The following is a 15,698-nucleotide window of genomic DNA, read 5'->3' as shown; positions in this document are numbered from 1 at the left end:
ATGCATCCCGTGACGCTCTGCGTCACAGCGGACGCGGAGCGTCCGGGGCGGCGTTACCACGCAGAGCGTGGGAACGATCACGCGCTGTGCGTGGGAACGATTCGAAGGATCAACCTTCTTCCAGCCACCAGCGCAACGGCTTGCCTTCAGCAGGCCAGAAGCGCATCTGCTCGATCGGCGAGATGTCCCAGCGTTCCACGTGTTCCAGGGCCTGGAGGAAGCGTTGCTCCTGCTCCATCAGCGCCGGGGCACACAGTTTGCGGGTCTTGCCGATCTTGCCGAAGCTCAGCTTGTCGCCTTCCAAAGTGTAAGGCGCGAACCAGTGGTTGCAGCCGCCATTACCATAGGCCCGGCCATCATCGCCGAGGGTCACGGTCAGGTGGCTGTAGTCCATCAGCGGACGCTCGCCGATCCATTCCAGAATGTAACTGCGGTTCTGTTGCAGTTGCACAGGCTCCGCGGCGCAACCCATCAGGCCGGCGCCGACAGCGGCGGTCAGGGCCAGGTGTTTCATCACGCCGGCTCCTGGCATTTCGGGCACAGGTGCTTGTCGCCGACGGCTTTCCAGCCCAGTTCAGCAATACGTGCGGTGGCGGCCGGTTTTTCAGCAGGCTTGCCCAGCTTGGCGTCCACCGCGAATTCGAAGCTCAGCTCCTTGGCGCAGCTGTCGCAGTTGACCTGCCAGGTGTGGATCGCCAGTTCACCGAACACCGGGCCGGTGGTCATGGCAGTCCATTGACCCGGCGGGTTGATCAGGTGGCGGACGGTGTCGACGGTCAGGCGCATGGACAAGTCCTTGCTGCCTTTGAGGGTCACGACCAGCACGTCGCCGATGCGGATCGAGCCACCGTTGCCGGTGACCTGATAACGGCCCGGAACCAGGGCGCGGCATTCGGTGAGGGTGTGTTGCGGGTTCATCAGGGTGTAGCGGAAATCGTGTTCGACCATGGGTCCTCCAAATATGCGCGACATGCTAGCACGGGCTTGATTGCAGAATGATGCGCGCGTGCGACCTTCGATCAGGTTCAAATCGACACCGCAGTCGTGGCAAACTGCCGCCTTCATTTTCAAGGAACGGAACATGGCGCTGATCGAATGTTATGAATGCAAGCGGAGCATCAGCTCCGAAGCCACGGCGTGCATTCATTGCGGGGCTCCGCTGGCAGATGCACAGGCTCCTCACGCCGAAAAGGGCGCGTCGACGATTTCCTTTGGCAGCCTGCCGCGTAACAAGGCAGTGCCCGAGGCCTTCGTTCCGCCGCCGGCTCCCGAGCGGCCGAAGATCATGCCGGCCGCGGCGGGGCGACGCCGTCGTTCGCAGCCTGTCGAACCGGTGTTGAACCCGGACGGTTCGCGCCCGGTGGAAGGCTGGCTGAAGATCATGGCGTTTCTGATGCCGCTGGTGTTTGTCTGGTTCCTGCTGCGCAGCGGCCACTCCCTCAAGCAACGTTTGCTGGGGTTCGGCTGGCTGGCGCTGTTGATCCTGTGCGTGGCGATTACCCCGACGCCGCCCCCGGTCTGAGTCCGATCCCTCAGCCTTCGACCTGGTTCTGCGGCGTACCTGCCGCCCAGGTCGCGATGTTGTGCAAGGTGGTCGCGGCAATCGCGCCCAGCGCCTCATGGGTCAGGAATGCCTGATGCGCAGTGACGATCACATTCGGGAACGTCAGCAGCCGCGCCAGCACGTCGTCCTGTAGCGGCAGATCGGAGCGATCTTCGAAGAACAGCTGCGCCTCCTCTTCATATACATCCAGTCCCAGATAACCGAGCTGGCCGTCCTTCAGGGCGTCGATGAGCGCCGGCGTGTCCACCAGACCGCCGCGCCCGGTGTTGATCAGCATTGCCCCCGGTTGCATGTGCGCCAGCGAATCGCGGTTGATCAGGTGACGGCTCTGTTCGTTGAGCGGGCAGTGCAGGCTGATGATACGTGCTTGCGCCAGCAGGTCCGGCAGGCTCAGGTAGCGCGCGCCCAACGCTTCGACGGCAGGGTTCGGATAAGGGTCGTAAGCCAGCAGTTCACAGCCGAAACCGTGCATGATCTTCGCAAAGGTCGCGCCGATCTGTCCGGTGCCGACGATGCCGACCGTTTTGCCCACCAGATCGAAACCAGTAAGCCCGTGCAGGCTGAAATCGCCTTCGCGGGTGCGGTTGTAGGCGCGGTGCAAGCGACGGTTGAGGGCGAGGATCAACGCCACCGCATGTTCGGCCACCGCATGGGGCGAGTAGGCCGGTACGCGCACGACAGCCAGCCCCAGACGTTTGGCGACGGCCAGATCCACATGGTTGTAGCCGGCCGAACGCAAGGCGATCAGGCGTGTGCCGCCAGCGGCCAGACGTTCCAGCACCGGCGCGCTCAGGTCATCGTTGATGAACGCGCAGACCACTTCGTGATGTTCGGCCAGCGCTGCGGTATCGAGGCTGAGCCGGGCTGACTGGAAGTGCAGTTCGATCCCGGCCGGGCAGTCGGCGGCGAGGAAACTGTCGCGGTCGTAGGTCTGGCTGCTGAAAACGATCGTGCGCATGAAATCCTCCTGGAGCATCGACGCGGGCGCAAATCACCCGCGACAACTTTAGCTGCGTCGGCGTTGACCGGCATTGCCGTGGATCAGGCGCTGATCTTCGCCTGGGCCGCCAGACGATTGATCGCCCGTTCCAGCTCGTCCAGCGCGGTCGAGGCTTTGGGATCCTGTTGCTTGAGCAGGGTTTCGCTGCGCTGGCAGGCGGCGCGCAATTGCGGCACACCGCAGTAACGCGTGGCGCCGTGCAGGCGGTGCACCCGTTCGAGCAGACTGTTCTGATCCTGATTGTCGCGGGCCGTGCGGATGGCTTCGCGATCGGCCTCGAGGGAGGCCAGCAGCATCGCCAGCATGTCCGCCGCCAGATCCGCCTTGCCGGCGGCCAGGCGCAGACCTTCCTCGTGATCGAGAATCGGCAGTTCCTGATTACCCAGCAGACTTTCGCCGCCACGGTCCGGCGCCTGATTGCGCAACGCCAGCCCAGTCCACTTCAGCACCACCTGCGCCAGTTGCCGCTCGCTGATCGGCTTGGTCAGGTAGTCGTCCATGCCGCTTTGCAGCAGCGCGCGTTTTTCATTGGCCATGGCGTGGGCGGTGAGGGCGACGATCGGCAACGGCGTGCAGTGCCGCTCGCTTTCCCACTGGCGAATCGTTTCGGTGCTCTGGCGTCCGTCCATGCCGGGCATCTGCACGTCCATCAGCACCAGATCGAAGGTTTCGTTCTGCACCGCTTTGACCGCCGCGTAACCGCTTTCCACGGCCAGCACCTTGGCGCCCATGTCTTCGAGCAGCGTCTGCACCAGCAACAGGTTGGCCGGATTGTCATCGACGCACAGCACTTTCGGCGCGCGGCTCGACAACGGTTCGCCCGGTTCGCTGCGCGGCTGGCGCGGGTTGACCATGTCCGACAAGGCCCGGCGCAGTTTGCGGGTGCAGGCCGGTTTCGATTGCAGCTGACTGTGAGGGTTGGGCACCGACAGGTGATACAGCGTCAGCTCGGTGGTCGGGCACAACACCAGCACCCGGCAACCGAGGTGTTCAAGGTCCCAGATGTGCTGGTTGAGGCGTTCCGGCGGCATGTCGTTGCTGGTGATACCGAGCACGGCCAGATCGATGGCCTGTTCGGTCTGATGGGCGCCGGTAACGCCATTGGTCAGGCTTTCCAGGGTATTGAACGGCGTGACGTCGAGGCCGCAGTCTTCCAGTTGATGCTGCAGGGCCTGACGCGCCAGTTCGTGGTTTTCCAGTACCGCCACCCGACGCCCGAGCAAGGGCGCGGAAGGCAGGTCTTCGGCGTCGTCGCGGGTCTTGGGCAGGTTCAGGCTGATCCAGAATTCCGAGCCTTCGCCCGGTGTGCTGTCGACGCCGATTTCGCCGCCCATCTGTTCGATCAGGCGCTTGGAAATCACCAGCCCCAGACCGGTACCGCCGGGTTGGCGCGACAGCGAGTTGTCAGCCTGGCTGAACGCCTGGAACAACGCGCGCACGTCCTGGTTCGACAAACCGATGCCGGTGTCCTGAATGCTGATGCGCAACTGCACGCTGTCGTCGTTTTCTTCTTCGAGCATGGCGCGGGCGACGATGGTGCCTTCGCGGGTGAACTTGATCGCGTTGCTCACCAGGTTGGTCAGGATCTGCTTGAGGCGCAGCGGATCGCCGACCAGCGACAGCGGCGTGTCGCGGTACACCAGACTCACCAGTTCCAGCTGCTTGGCGTGGGCAGCGGGGGCGAGGATGGTCAGGGTGTCCTGCAACAGGTCGCGCAGGTTGAACGGGATATGGTCGAGCACCAGTTTGCCGGCCTCGATCTTCGAGAAATCGAGGATCTCGTTGATGATCCCCAGCAGGCTGTCGGCGGATTTTTCGATGGTGCCCAGGTAGTCGAGCTGGCGCGGGGTCAGCTCGCTTTTCTGCAACAGGTGGGTAAAACCGAGAATGCCGTTGAGCGGCGTGCGGATTTCATGGCTCATGTTGGCGAGGAATTCGGATTTGATCCGGCTCGCTTCCAGCGCTTCTTTACGGGCCAGGTCCAGCTCGATGTTCTGGATCTCGATGGTTTCCAGGTTCTGGCGCACGTCTTCGGTGGCCTGATCGACGCTGTGCTGCAATTCTTCGCGGGCGTTTTGCAGGGTGCCGGCCATGCGGTTGATGCCGGACGCCAGTTCATCCAGTTCCTGGCTGCCCAGCGGTGGCAGACGGGTTTCCAGGTGACCGTCCTTGAGCTGCGCGACGGCCTGTTTGATCTGGCTCAGCGGGCGGTTGATCGTGCGGCCCATGCGCAAGGCCAGCAACGCGGCGCCGGCCAGTCCTGCGCCGATCAGTAGCAGGCTGGCAAACAGGCTTCGATAGCCGCGCAACAACATGCCGTTGTGCGACAGCTCCAGTTCGACCCAGCCGAGCAGGCGGTCGGACTCTTGCGGGATCAGCTCGCCGGCGAGGTTGCGGTGTTTGCCGAACACCGGCAGCAGATAGCGCGTGGCGTCGTTGCCGCTGCGTCGCAGCAAGTGCGCGCTGTCGCCGCTCGGCGCCTGATTGAGCATGGTCGGGCCGGCGTGGGCAAGGGGCGAGCGGTCGGGCGCGAGAAAGGTGACGGCGCGCACGTCCGGCTGTTCGAGGGACTGGGTGGCGATGCGCTCGAGCAGTTCGGCATCGCCGTGGCCCATGGCCGGTGCCACCAGCGGAGCCAGTTGCTCGGCGATCATTTCGCCGCGCTGCATCAGTTGGGTTTGCAGGTCGGACTGCTGCGTCCAGGTGAAATACCCGCCCAGCACCAGTGCCATCAGGCTGGTCGGCAACAGGGTCAGCAACAATACGCGACCTTTGATTCCCAGTTTCTTGAGCACGCCTTTCTCCTGCATCCCGCTGATCGTTGACTCACACGTGCGTCCGGCACGCGGTATCGGCGCAGTGTAGCGATTTGCTTGCGGGCAATCTTGGGAAAAATGATGTCGTCGTCCTTCGCTTGGGGAGCGGTCATCTGTCCGACAGGTCAAGCTTGGGTTGCCGGGCGCCGGGCAATCTTGAATAATCGCCCAACTGAGAATTATTTGCAGATAGTCATGACTCCTGTCTCTATTGGCCAGCCCCGCATTCTTTCCATCGAAGACGATCCCGTCCTCGGTGCCTATGTCCATGAGCAACTGGGCCGCAGCGGCTTCCAGGTCACCTGGTGCCAGAACGGCAGTGAAGGCCTGAGCATCGCCCGGCGCCAGCCGTTCGACGTGGTGTTGATGGACATTCTGTTGCCGGGGCTCGACGGATTGAATGTCCTGACCCAACTGCGTCAGAGCCATTCCACGCCGGTGTTGCTGATGTCAGCCCTCGGTGCCGAAGCCGACCGCATCAGCGGGTTCCGCCTCGGCGCCGACGACTACCTGCCCAAACCCTTCAGCATGGCCGAGCTGCATGTGCGGATCGAAGCGATCCTGCGCCGGGTCGCCCTCGACCGTCGTCCGGCTGCCGTCACCCCGGTAGTGCCGGTCGGCGGGCTGCGTTTCGACGACGAGCAGTGCGACGTGTTCTACCTCGACCAGCCCGCCGGCCTGACTCGCAGCGAATACCGTCTGCTGGAAACCCTCAATCGCAACGACGAGGAAGTGCTGAGCAAGGCCTTCCTTTATCAGCACGTTCTTCAGCGCGGTTATGCGGCCCATGACCGCAGCCTCGACATGCACATCAGCCAGATCCGTCGCAAACTCAAGTCGGTCGGCTACACCGAGCGGGAAGTGCGCACGGTGTGGGGCAAGGGTTACGTCCTGAGTGCCGTCGATGAAAGTGTCTGACCTGCCGGGCCGGCACTCGCTGTTCTGGAAACTCGCTTGTCTGCTGGTGGCGTTCTGTCTGCTGATGATCTGGCTGAGCTGGTCCTGGGGCCGTTACATGGAACAGCGCAACCAGTTCCTCTCCGACGACGCCCGTCGCACCCTGAGCCGTTATGCCGCCGAGGCCGAGCGCGCCTGGCAGCAGGGCGAGCGTGACGGCATCGATAGCTGGTTGCAGAGCATGGAGTTGCGCGAGGCCGGCTGGGTCGGCGTGATCGGCGGCAATCTGCAGTCGCTGGGCAGCCAGCCGTTGAATGCTCAGGAGCTTCAGCACCTGACCTTCCTGCGAGGCCTCGACTGGCCGATTCACAAAAAGGGCCGGCCGTGGTTGCGCGTACCGTTCCCCATTGACCCGACGGCCGGCAGTCTGGTCATCGAGTTGCCTGAGCGATTCCTGCCAGGCAAATACCGGGTGTTCTGGCGGGTCATCACCAACGGTGTGATTCCCGGTCTGTTCACCTTGCTGCTGTGCGTCGGCCTGTATCGCCTGCTGGTGGTGCCGCTGAACAATCTGCGCGAGCAGGCCAATGCCTGGCGCGCCGATCAATTGAATGTGCGGTTGTCGAGCGGCATCACCCAGCGCCCCGATGAACTCGGTGAACTGGCCCGTGCCTTCGACTCGATGTCCGAACGCCTGCAATCCACTGTGGCCCTGCAACAGCAACTGCTGCGCGACCTGTCCCACGAACTGCGCACGCCTCTGAGCCGGTTGCGGGTCGCCAGCGAAAGCGAGCAGCAACTGCAACCGTTGCGCGAGCGCATCGGTCGCGAAGTCGACGTGATGCAGCGATTGGTGGAAGACACCCTGCAACTGGCCTGGCTCGACACCGAACGCGCACCGTTGCCGGACGAAGCGATCCAGATTCAGGCGCTGTGGGAAATGCTCACCGAAAACGCCTGCTACGAAAGCTGTTGTCCGGTCGGGCAGTTGCAGTGCGGGGTGGAAGCTTCCTGCTGGGTACGCGGCAATCTCAACACCCTGGCCCAGGCCCTGGAAAACATCCTGCGCAACGCCATTCGCCATTCGCCACCCGGCGGCATCGTGCGGCTCGACGGTCGGCGAGATGGCGATTACTGGCACCTGTGGCTGGAGGACGAGGGCGGCGGCGTGGACGAGGCGGATCTGGAACGGATCTTCTCGCCCTTCATCCGCCTCGACGGCTCGCGGCCGGGGGACGGTGGATTTGGTCTGGGCCTGAGCATCGCGAGAAACGCGGTGCAACGCCAGGGCGGAACCCTGTGGGCCGAGAACGGCCCGTCGGGATTGCGCCTGAATCTGCGGTTGGTGGCGGATGACAGTGCTGTCAGTCCTGAAGTCTTCGCTGGCAAGCCAGCTCCCACAGTGGACATGAGCCGCCCGCAGATTGTGTGAGCGGCACAGTAAAGTGTCAGCACTGCTGACACTCTTTTAAAAAAGTCTCACCACTGGTGAGACTTTTACTGCTTATTCCAAGAAACCATAAGCACCACACTTTGCGTGATATGGCCTGCGCAGGTTTGCCGGTATGATAGGCGCCCCCGCAGTCCGGATTGCGAAAAAACGCCATGACCTTGCAGTACCCAACCATCGCCGATTGCGTCGGCAACACGCCGCTGGTGCGTTTGCAGCGCCTGCCCGGTGTCACCAGCAACACCCTTTTGCTCAAGCTCGAAGGGAACAACCCGGCGGGTTCGGTCAAGGATCGTCCGGCGCTGTCGATGATCACCCGTGCCGAGTTGCGCGGGCAGATCCACGAAGGCGATACGCTGATCGAAGCGACCTCGGGCAACACCGGGATCGCCCTGGCGATGGCCGCCGCGATCAAGGGTTACAAGATGATCCTGATCATGCCGGACAATTCCAGCGCCGAGCGTAAAGCGGCGATGACCGCGTACGGCGCGGAGCTGATTCTGGTCAGCCAGGAAGAGGGCATGGAAGGCGCTCGCGATCTCGCCCAGCGGATGGAAGCCGAAGGCCGTGGCAAGGTGCTGGATCAGTTCGCCAACGGCGACAACCCTGAAGCGCACTACACCACCACCGGCCCGGAAATCTGGCGTCAGACCCAGGGCTCCATCACCCATTTCGTCAGCTCCATGGGCACCACCGGCACCATCATGGGCGTGTCGCGCTACCTCAAGGAGCAGAACGACAACGTGCAGATCGTCGGCCTGCAACCGATGGAAGGCTCGGCCATTCCCGGCATTCGCCGTTGGCCGCAGGAATACCTGCCGAAGATCTATCAGGCCGAGCGCGTCGACCGCATCGTCGACATGGCGCAAAGCGAAGCCGAAGACGTCACCCGGCGTCTGGCCCGCGAAGAAGGCATCTTTTGTGGCGTGTCCTCGGGCGGTGCAGTGGCAGCGATGCTGCGCCTGTCCAAAGAGGTTGAAAACGCGGTGATCGTCGCGATCATCTGCGACCGTGGCGACCGTTACCTGTCGACCGGCATTTTCGACGCGCCCAACTGATGGCCAAGCACGAGAGAGGCCTGCGCTTCCAGCCCACCGGCGGCAGCAAGGCCCCGCAAATCCCGACCGGCAAAAAGCAGCGCTTGAGCATCGAGCGCCTGGCCAATGACGGTCGCGGCATCGCGTTTTTTGAAGGCAAGACCTGGTTCGTCCTCGGCGCCCTCGCGGGTGAAGAGGTCGAAGCGCGGGTGCTCGGCGCCCACGGCAAAGTGGTCGAGGCGCGCACCGAGCGCGTGTTCAGCGCCAGTGAATTGCGTCGTCCCGCACCTTGCCAGCACGCCGGCCGCTGCGGCGGTTGCAGCGTTCAGCATCTGCCCCACAACGAACAGCTTGCCCTGAAACAGCGCATGCTCGCCGAGCAGTTGTCGCGAGTCGCCGGTGCCGAACCCGAGGAGTGGGCAGCGCCGTTGACCGGTCCCGAATTCGGCTACCGTCGCCGCGCCCGGATCGCCGTGCGCTGGGACAGCAAGGCCAAAAAGCTTGAGGTCGGTTTCCGTGCCGCCGGCAGCCAGGACATCGTCGCGATCAGCGAATGCCCGGTGCTGGTACAGCCCTTGCAGCCGATCATGACCCGCTTGCCGGAGATGCTTCGTCGCTTGAGCAAACCTCAGGCGCTGGGACATGTCGAATTGTTCAGTGGCTCGTCAATCGCCGTTCTGCTGCGTCACATGGCGCCGCTGTCCGAAGCTGATCTGACGATCCTCAAGGATTTCTGCGCGTTCCATGAAGCGCAGCTCTGGCTGCATGGCGAAGGCGAACCGCAGCCGGTGGATGATGCACAGTCTCTCGGTTACCGCCTGGAACAATGGGATCTGCAACTGGCCTACCGGCCAGGGGATTTCATTCAGGTCAACGCCGGGGTCAACGAGGCCATGGTCGCGCAAGCGCTGGACTGGTTGAAACCGACGAGCGATGAACGCGTGCTCGACCTGTTTTGCGGTCTGGGCAACTTCGCACTGCCGCTGGCGAAAGCCGCGCGTGAAGTGGTGGCGGTCGAAGGTGTGCAGACCATGGTCGATCGTGCGGCGGCAAATGCCGCCAGCAACAATTTGCATAACACAAAGTTTTTTCAGGCCGATTTATCCCAGCCTTTGACCGATGCTCAGTGGATCGGAAACGGCTTTTCTGCGGTACTCTTGGATCCACCGCGTGACGGTGCTTTCGAGGTGGTGCGCAAGCTGGCGACCCTGGGCGCCGAACGGTTGGTGTACGTGTCGTGCAACCCTGCAACTCTGGCGCGCGATACGGTCGAATTGATCAAGCAGGGCTACCGGTTAAAACGTGCCGGGATTCTCGATATGTTTCCTCAGACGGCACATGTCGAGGCCATGGCGTTATTTGAAGCGAGCCAGGATGGCTCGTCTGATCCGACTGGTCGTCCGTAGCGCTCGCATTGGCCCCGCGAGCGCGAACGGGCATTGAAGGTCAGTGATTTGACGCATTGAATCTGCGTCGTAGGGAAGGTAAAGCAAGATGGTACAGGTGAGAGCACACCAGCCGATCAACACTGACGGCAGTATCAATCTCGAGGCTTGGCTCGATCATGCGGTCAGTGTCGATCTGGCACTGGATCGCGAAGCCTTGAAAGAGGCCTGCGAGTACGCTCGCCAGGCCGAGCAACAATCCAATGCGGCGAAGAATCTCTGGTCCGAAGGCAGCGGCAGTTTCAGCACGGGCCTTGAGATCGCCGAGATCCTTGCCGACCTCAAGCTCGATCAGGATTCGCTGGTGGCGGCGGTTCTCTATCGCGGCGTGCGCGAAGGCCAGATCGAACTCGCGGCGGTCAGCCAGCGCTTCGGCCCGGTGGTCGCCAAGCTGATCGACGGCGTGCTGCGCATGGCGGCGATCAGTGCCAGCCTCAGCCCTCGCCAGTCGATGGTCCTCGGCACCCAGGGCCAGGTGGAAAACCTGCGCAAGATGCTGGTGGCGATGGTCGACGACGTGCGTGTCGCGCTGATCAAACTCGCCGAACGCACCTGCGCGATCCGCGCGGTGAAAACCGCCGACGACGAAAAACGTAACCGGGTCGCCCGGGAAGTGTTCGACATCTATGCGCCGCTCGCGCATCGACTCGGCATCGGTCATATCAAATGGGAACTGGAGGACTTGTCCTTCCGTTACCTGGAACCCGATCAGTACAAACAGATCGCCAAGCTGCTGCACGAGCGGCGGCTGGATCGCGAGCGTTTCATCGCCGACGTGATGACCCAGCTCAAGGACGAATTGCAGGCCACCGGCGTCGAAGCCGACATCAGCGGCCGGGCCAAACACATCTATTCGATCTGGCGCAAAATGCAGCGCAAGGGTCTGGAATTCAGCCAGATCTATGACGTGCGTGCGGTGCGCGTGCTGGTGCCGGAAATGCGCGACTGCTACACCGCACTCGGCATCGTCCACACCCTGTGGCGGCACATCCCGAAAGAGTTCGACGACTACATCGCCAACCCGAAAGAGAACGGCTACCGCTCGCTGCACACGGCGGTGATCGGTCCGGAAGGCAAGGTGCTGGAAGTCCAGATCCGTACCCATTCGATGCACGAAGAGGCCGAGCTCGGCGTCTGCGCGCACTGGCGCTACAAGGGCACCGACGTCAAGTCCGGCTCGAACCACTACGAAGAGAAAATCTCCTGGCTGCGTCAGGTCCTCGAGTGGCACGAAGAGCTGGGCGACATCGGTGGTCTCGCCGAACAGCTGCGAGTCGATATCGAGCCGGACCGGGTCTACATCTTCACCCCGGACGGTCACGCCATCGACTTGCCGAAAGGCGCGACGCCGCTGGACTTCGCCTACCGCGTGCACACCGAAATCGGTCACAACTGCCGTGGCGCGAAGATCAACGGGCGCATCGTCCCGCTCAACTACAGCCTGCAGACCGGCGAGCAGGTCGAGATCATCACCAGCAAGCACGGCACCCCGAGCCGCGACTGGCTTAACCCGAACCTCGGCTACGTCACCACGTCCCGGGCGCGGGCGAAGATCGTGCACTGGTTCAAGTTGCAGGCGCGCGACCAGAACGTCGCGGCGGGCAAGACCCTGCTCGAGCGCGAACTCAATCGTCTCGGTCTGCCGGCGGTGGATTTCGACAAGCTGGCCGACAAGGCCAACATGAAAACCGCCGAGGACATGTTCGCCGCCCTTGGCGCCGGCGACCTGCGTCTGGCGCAACTGGTGAATCTGGCGCAACAACTGGTCGAGCCGGAACGCGGCAACGAACAGCTGGAACTGATTCCGCGCAAGGCCACCGGCTACAAACCGGGCAAGCGCGGCGACATTCAGATCCAGGGTGTCGGCAACCTGATGACCCAGATGGCCGGCTGCTGCCAGCCGTTGCCGGGCGATGCGATCGTCGGCTACATCACCCAGGGCCGTGGCGTGAGCATTCACCGTCAGGACTGCGCCTCGGTGCTGCAACTGGCCGGGCGCGAGCCGGAGCGGATCATCCAGGTCAGCTGGGGCCCGGTGCCGGTGCTCACCTATCCGGTGGACATCGTCATCCGCGCCTACGACCGTTCCGGTCTGCTGCGTGACGTTTCGCAGGTGCTGCTCAACGAGCGGATCAACGTGCTGGCGGTCAACACCCGCTCGAACAAGGAGGACAACACTGCGCTGATGTCCCTGACCATCGAGATTCCAGGTCTGGACGCGCTGGGGCGGTTGCTGGGGCGGATTTCCCAGTTGCCGAACATCATCGAAACGCGGCGTAACCGGACTCCATGAAACCGATCTACAGCCTTGAAGACCTGCTGCACCTGATGAACCGTCTGCGCGACCCGCAGTACGGTTGCCCGTGGGACATCAAGCAGACTTACGCGACCATCGTCCCGCACACCCTTGAAGAGGCCTACGAAGTCGCCGACGCCATCGAGCGCGGCGACTTCGACCACTTGCAGGGCGAGTTGGGCGATCTGCTGTTTCAGGTGGTGTATTACAGCCAGCTGGCGCGGGAGGAGGGGCGGTTCGAATTCGCCGGCGTGGTCGACAGCATCACCCGCAAGCTGATCCGTCGTCATCCGCACGTGTTTCCCACCGGCGATCTGTATGCGCCGCTGGACGTGCCGCGTCTGAACGAAGAGCAGGTCAAGCAGCGCTGGGAGGAGATCAAGGCCGAAGAGCGCGCCGAGAAATCCGCCGAGCCGCAGCAACTGTCACTGCTCGACGATGTGCCGGCTGCGTTGCCGGCACTGTCCCGCTCGGCCAAATTGCAGAAGCGCGCAGGGCAGGTCGGTTTCGACTGGCCGGATGCCTTGCCGGTGCTGGACAAGGTCCGTGAAGAGCTCGATGAAGTGCTCGAAGCCATGTCCGAAAATGACCCGCAAGCGGTGGCTGACGAGATCGGCGACCTGCTGTTTTCCGTGGTCAATCTGGCCCGGCATCTGAAGGTCGATCCGGAAACCGCGTTGCGTGGCGCCAACGGCAAGTTCGAACGACGTTTCCGTTTTATCGAACAGGCATTGCGCGACACCCACCGACCCATAGAAGATTGCACCCTCGAAGAGTTGGACGCCCTGTGGGGCGAAGCCAAACGTCAGGAAAAGAATTTGCCCAGCTGCGGCTGAGCCGTTGCCTAAGTGAGTAAGCATCAATGAGCCTTTCCCTTCGCGACCAGTTGCTCAAAGCAGGGCTGGTCAACCAAAAGCAGGCCAAGCAGGTCAGCAAAGACAAACAGAAACAACAGCGCCTGGCCCACAAGGGTCAGATCGAGCTGGACGACTCCCAGCAGCGTGCTGCCCAGGAAGCCCAGGCCGAGAAGGTCAAGCGCGACCAGGAGCTGAACCGTCAGCAGCAGGAGAAGGCGGAAGCCAAGGCCCGCGCTGCACAGGTCAAGCAGTTGATCGAAGTCTCGCGTCTGCCGAAGCTGACGACTGAGGACTACTACAACTTCGTCGACGACAAGAAGGTCAAGCGCATCTCGGTCAACACGCTGATGCGCAACAAGCTCAGCAGCGGTTCGCTGGCGATCGTGCACCACGCTGGCGGCTATGAAGTGATTCCGCGTGAGGCGGCCCTGAAGATTCAGGAGCGCGATCCACTGCGCATCGTGCAGCTCAACGAGAAGGTCGAAGAGGTCAATGCCGAGGACGATCCGTACGCGGCCTATGTGATCCCTGATGATCTGATGTGGTAATCGGGTCCCGCCGGGCTGCGAAGCGGCCCTGAAGCAGCCAACAACGACAAACCCCGCTCATGGCGGGGTTTGTCGTTTTCAATGCTGTGGTATTGATTCAGGCGGATTTCAGATCCCGCTGGCGTTCTTGCAGTTCCAGTTCGGCCTTGTAGTTGTGGGCGTCGATCTCGTTGTGGAACATGCCGACCAGTAAGTCTTGTTGGTGCACATCCCAGATCCGTACGCCGGCGGCTACGCCTTCATGGGACATGTGTGAATCGTCGCGTTCAGTTACTTTTACAGTCATCTGCTAGCTCCAAATCTCAAGTTATCTGCAGCAAGGCGTGTGCAGGACTCTGTTATAAATTTTGTTAGCCTGCTAAGTAAACGCTCGATTTGTGCAATGTATTCTTGCGAAATCTGCAACAGCGCTGGAGCCCGCTGAATCCGCGACATTCAGTCGCAGGGCGGTAAGTTGCATGACAAACGTTTCATCTTGGCGCCGCTGAAAATGCTTTTCTCCAGGCGAAAAAAAACGCCCCGAACCAGTCGGGGCGTTTTCATGTGCGGCTCAGCGGGAGGGAATTACTTGCCTTCCCAGCGCTTCAGCACGAGGGTGGCGTTGGTGCCACCGAAGCCGAAGCTGTTGCTCATCACGGTGTTGATGGTGGCGTTCTCGCGGGTCTTGGTCAGCACCGGCAGATCGGCCACTTCAGGGTCCAGTTCGTCGATGTTGGCGGAACCGGCGATGAAGTTGCCTTCCATCATCAGCATGCAGTAGATCGCTTCGTGAACGCCGGCGGCGCCCAGGGAGTGACCCGACAGGCTCTTGGTGGAGCTGATGGCCGGGGCCTTGTCGCCGAACACTTCACGCACACCTTTCATTTCCGCGACGTCGCCGACCGGAGTCGAAGTGCCGTGGGTGTTCAGGTAGTCGATCGGGGTGTCGACGGTGGACAGCGCCTGCTGCATGCAGCGGATTGCGCCTTCGCCGCTTGGTGCCACCATGTCGTAGCCGTCGGAAGTCGCGCCGTAGCCAACGATTTCCGCGTAGATCTTCGCGCCACGGGCCAGAGCGTGTTCCAGCTCCTCGACCACCACCATGCCGCCACCGCCGGCGATGACGAAACCGTCACGGTCGGCGTCGTAGGCGCGGGAGGCTTGCTCAGGGGTGTCGTTGCGCTTGCTGGACAGGGCGCCCATCGCGTCGAACAGGAACGACTGGCTCCAGTGCTCCTCTTCACCGCCACCGGCGAAAACGATGTCCTGCTTGCCCATCTGGATCTGTTCCATGGCGGTACCGATGCAGTGAGCACTGGTGGCGCAGGCAGAAGCGATGGAGTAGTTCAGGCCCTTGATCTTGAACGGTGTGGCCAGGCAAGCCGAAACGGTGCTGCTCATGGTCCGCGTTACACGGTATGGGCCGACGCGCTTGACGCCTTTCTCGCGCAGGATGTCCAGCGCTTCCATCTGGTTCAGGGTCGACGCGCCGCCGGAACCTGCGATCAGGCCGGTACGCGGGTTGGACACCTGCTCTTCGGTCAGACCGGAGTCAGCGATGGCGTCTTTCATGGCCAGGTAGGCGTAAGCCGCTGCGTGGCCGACGAAGCGATAGATCTTGCGATCGATCAGCTCTTCAAGGTTGAGGTCGATGGAGCCGGAAACCTGGCTACGCAGACCCATTTCGGCGTATTCCGGGTTGAACCGGATGCCAGGGCGGCTTGCACGCAGGTTAGCGGAGACGGTCTCTTTGTCATTGCCCAGGCACGAAACAATGCCCAGACCAGTGATAACGACGCGGCGCATGCG

At 62.4% G+C, this 15,698-nt stretch carries 14 protein-coding genes; 8 read left to right on the top strand and 6 right to left on the bottom strand.

The window, feature by feature from the left end:
• Positions 1-109: 109 nt before the first annotated feature.
• Both LOY31_RS21745 and LOY31_RS21740 read right to left on the bottom strand, forming a co-directional pair.
• On the bottom strand, positions 110-514 hold the full coding sequence (locus tag LOY31_RS21745) for an META domain-containing protein (RefSeq protein ID WP_007957769.1): 405 nt from the start codon (positions 512-514) through the stop codon (positions 110-112).
• Entirely contained in the window at positions 514-948 is a 435-nt protein-coding gene (locus LOY31_RS21740; RefSeq protein ID WP_007957770.1) for a hypothetical protein, read from the bottom strand. The genes LOY31_RS21745 and LOY31_RS21740 overlap by 1 nt, the downstream gene beginning before the upstream one ends.
• 133 nt (positions 949-1,081) lie before the next feature.
• Between LOY31_RS21740 and LOY31_RS21735 the strand changes: the two genes are divergently transcribed.
• Positions 1,082-1,522 carry a hypothetical protein gene (locus LOY31_RS21735; RefSeq protein WP_085607393.1) on the top strand — a complete coding sequence of 147 codons (441 nt, stop codon included), beginning with the start codon at positions 1,082-1,084 and terminating at the stop codon, positions 1,520-1,522.
• 10 nt (positions 1,523-1,532) lie between these two features.
• Here the strand turns inward: LOY31_RS21735 and LOY31_RS21730 are convergent, their stop codons facing one another.
• Positions 1,533-2,522 carry a 2-hydroxyacid dehydrogenase gene (locus tag LOY31_RS21730; protein ID WP_085607391.1) on the bottom strand — a complete coding sequence of 330 codons (990 nt, stop codon included), beginning with the start codon at positions 2,520-2,522 and terminating at the stop codon, positions 1,533-1,535.
• 83 nt (positions 2,523-2,605) lie between these two features.
• Positions 2,606-5,359: a response regulator gene (locus LOY31_RS21725; protein WP_258712188.1), complete on the bottom strand. Its 2,754-nt coding sequence runs from the start codon at positions 5,357-5,359 to the stop codon at positions 2,606-2,608.
• A gap of 216 nt (positions 5,360-5,575) precedes the next feature.
• On the opposite strand from LOY31_RS21725, the gene LOY31_RS21720 reads away from it, so the two are divergent.
• The 7 genes from LOY31_RS21720 (at position 5,576) to LOY31_RS21690 (ending at position 13,910) form a co-directional block, all read left to right on the top strand.
• Positions 5,576-6,298, top strand: coding sequence for a response regulator transcription factor (locus LOY31_RS21720; protein WP_085607389.1), 723 nt, complete (start codon positions 5,576-5,578; stop codon positions 6,296-6,298).
• Positions 6,285-7,709, top strand: a complete 1,425-nt coding sequence (locus LOY31_RS21715) for a sensor histidine kinase (RefSeq protein WP_258712187.1) — start codon at positions 6,285-6,287, stop codon at positions 7,707-7,709. The genes LOY31_RS21720 and LOY31_RS21715 overlap by 14 nt, the downstream gene beginning before the upstream one ends.
• A gap of 173 nt (positions 7,710-7,882) precedes the next feature.
• Positions 7,883-8,785 (top strand): cysteine synthase CysM, encoded by a 903-nt coding sequence (gene cysM / locus LOY31_RS21710; RefSeq protein ID WP_045121847.1) that lies wholly within the window; start codon positions 7,883-7,885, stop codon positions 8,783-8,785.
• Positions 8,785-10,170, top strand: coding sequence for a 23S rRNA (uracil(1939)-C(5))-methyltransferase RlmD (gene rlmD / locus LOY31_RS21705; RefSeq protein WP_258712186.1), 1,386 nt, complete (start codon positions 8,785-8,787; stop codon positions 10,168-10,170). Before cysM ends, rlmD begins: the two co-directional genes overlap by 1 nt.
• 88 nt (positions 10,171-10,258) lie before the next feature.
• Positions 10,259-12,502, top strand: coding sequence for a GTP diphosphokinase (relA, locus tag LOY31_RS21700; protein WP_007957789.1), 2,244 nt, complete (start codon positions 10,259-10,261; stop codon positions 12,500-12,502).
• A 5-nt stretch (positions 12,503-12,507) separates the two neighbouring features.
• Positions 12,508-13,341 (top strand): nucleoside triphosphate pyrophosphohydrolase, encoded by an 834-nt coding sequence (gene mazG / locus LOY31_RS21695; protein WP_045121848.1) that lies wholly within the window; start codon positions 12,508-12,510, stop codon positions 13,339-13,341.
• Positions 13,342-13,367: 26 nt separating this feature from the next.
• Positions 13,368-13,910 (top strand): DUF2058 domain-containing protein, encoded by a 543-nt coding sequence (locus tag LOY31_RS21690; RefSeq protein WP_258712185.1) that lies wholly within the window; start codon positions 13,368-13,370, stop codon positions 13,908-13,910.
• Positions 13,911-14,007: 97 nt separating this feature from the next.
• Here the strand turns inward: LOY31_RS21690 and LOY31_RS21685 are convergent, their stop codons facing one another.
• Entirely contained in the window at positions 14,008-14,196 is a 189-nt protein-coding gene (locus LOY31_RS21685) for a hypothetical protein (protein ID WP_007957795.1), read from the bottom strand.
• 278 nt (positions 14,197-14,474) lie between these two features.
• Complete coding sequence (gene fabB, locus LOY31_RS21680) at positions 14,475-15,695, bottom strand: beta-ketoacyl-ACP synthase I (protein ID WP_007957797.1); 1,221 nt, start codon at positions 15,693-15,695, stop codon at positions 14,475-14,477.
• Between the last annotated feature and the right edge of the window lie 3 nt (positions 15,696-15,698).

The sequence above is a fragment of the Pseudomonas sp. B21-021 genome (assembly GCF_024749205.1).
GTDB lineage: Bacteria > Pseudomonadota > Gammaproteobacteria > Pseudomonadales > Pseudomonadaceae > Aquipseudomonas > Aquipseudomonas paraglycinae.
This window is presented reverse-complemented; position numbering and strand designations above follow the sequence as displayed.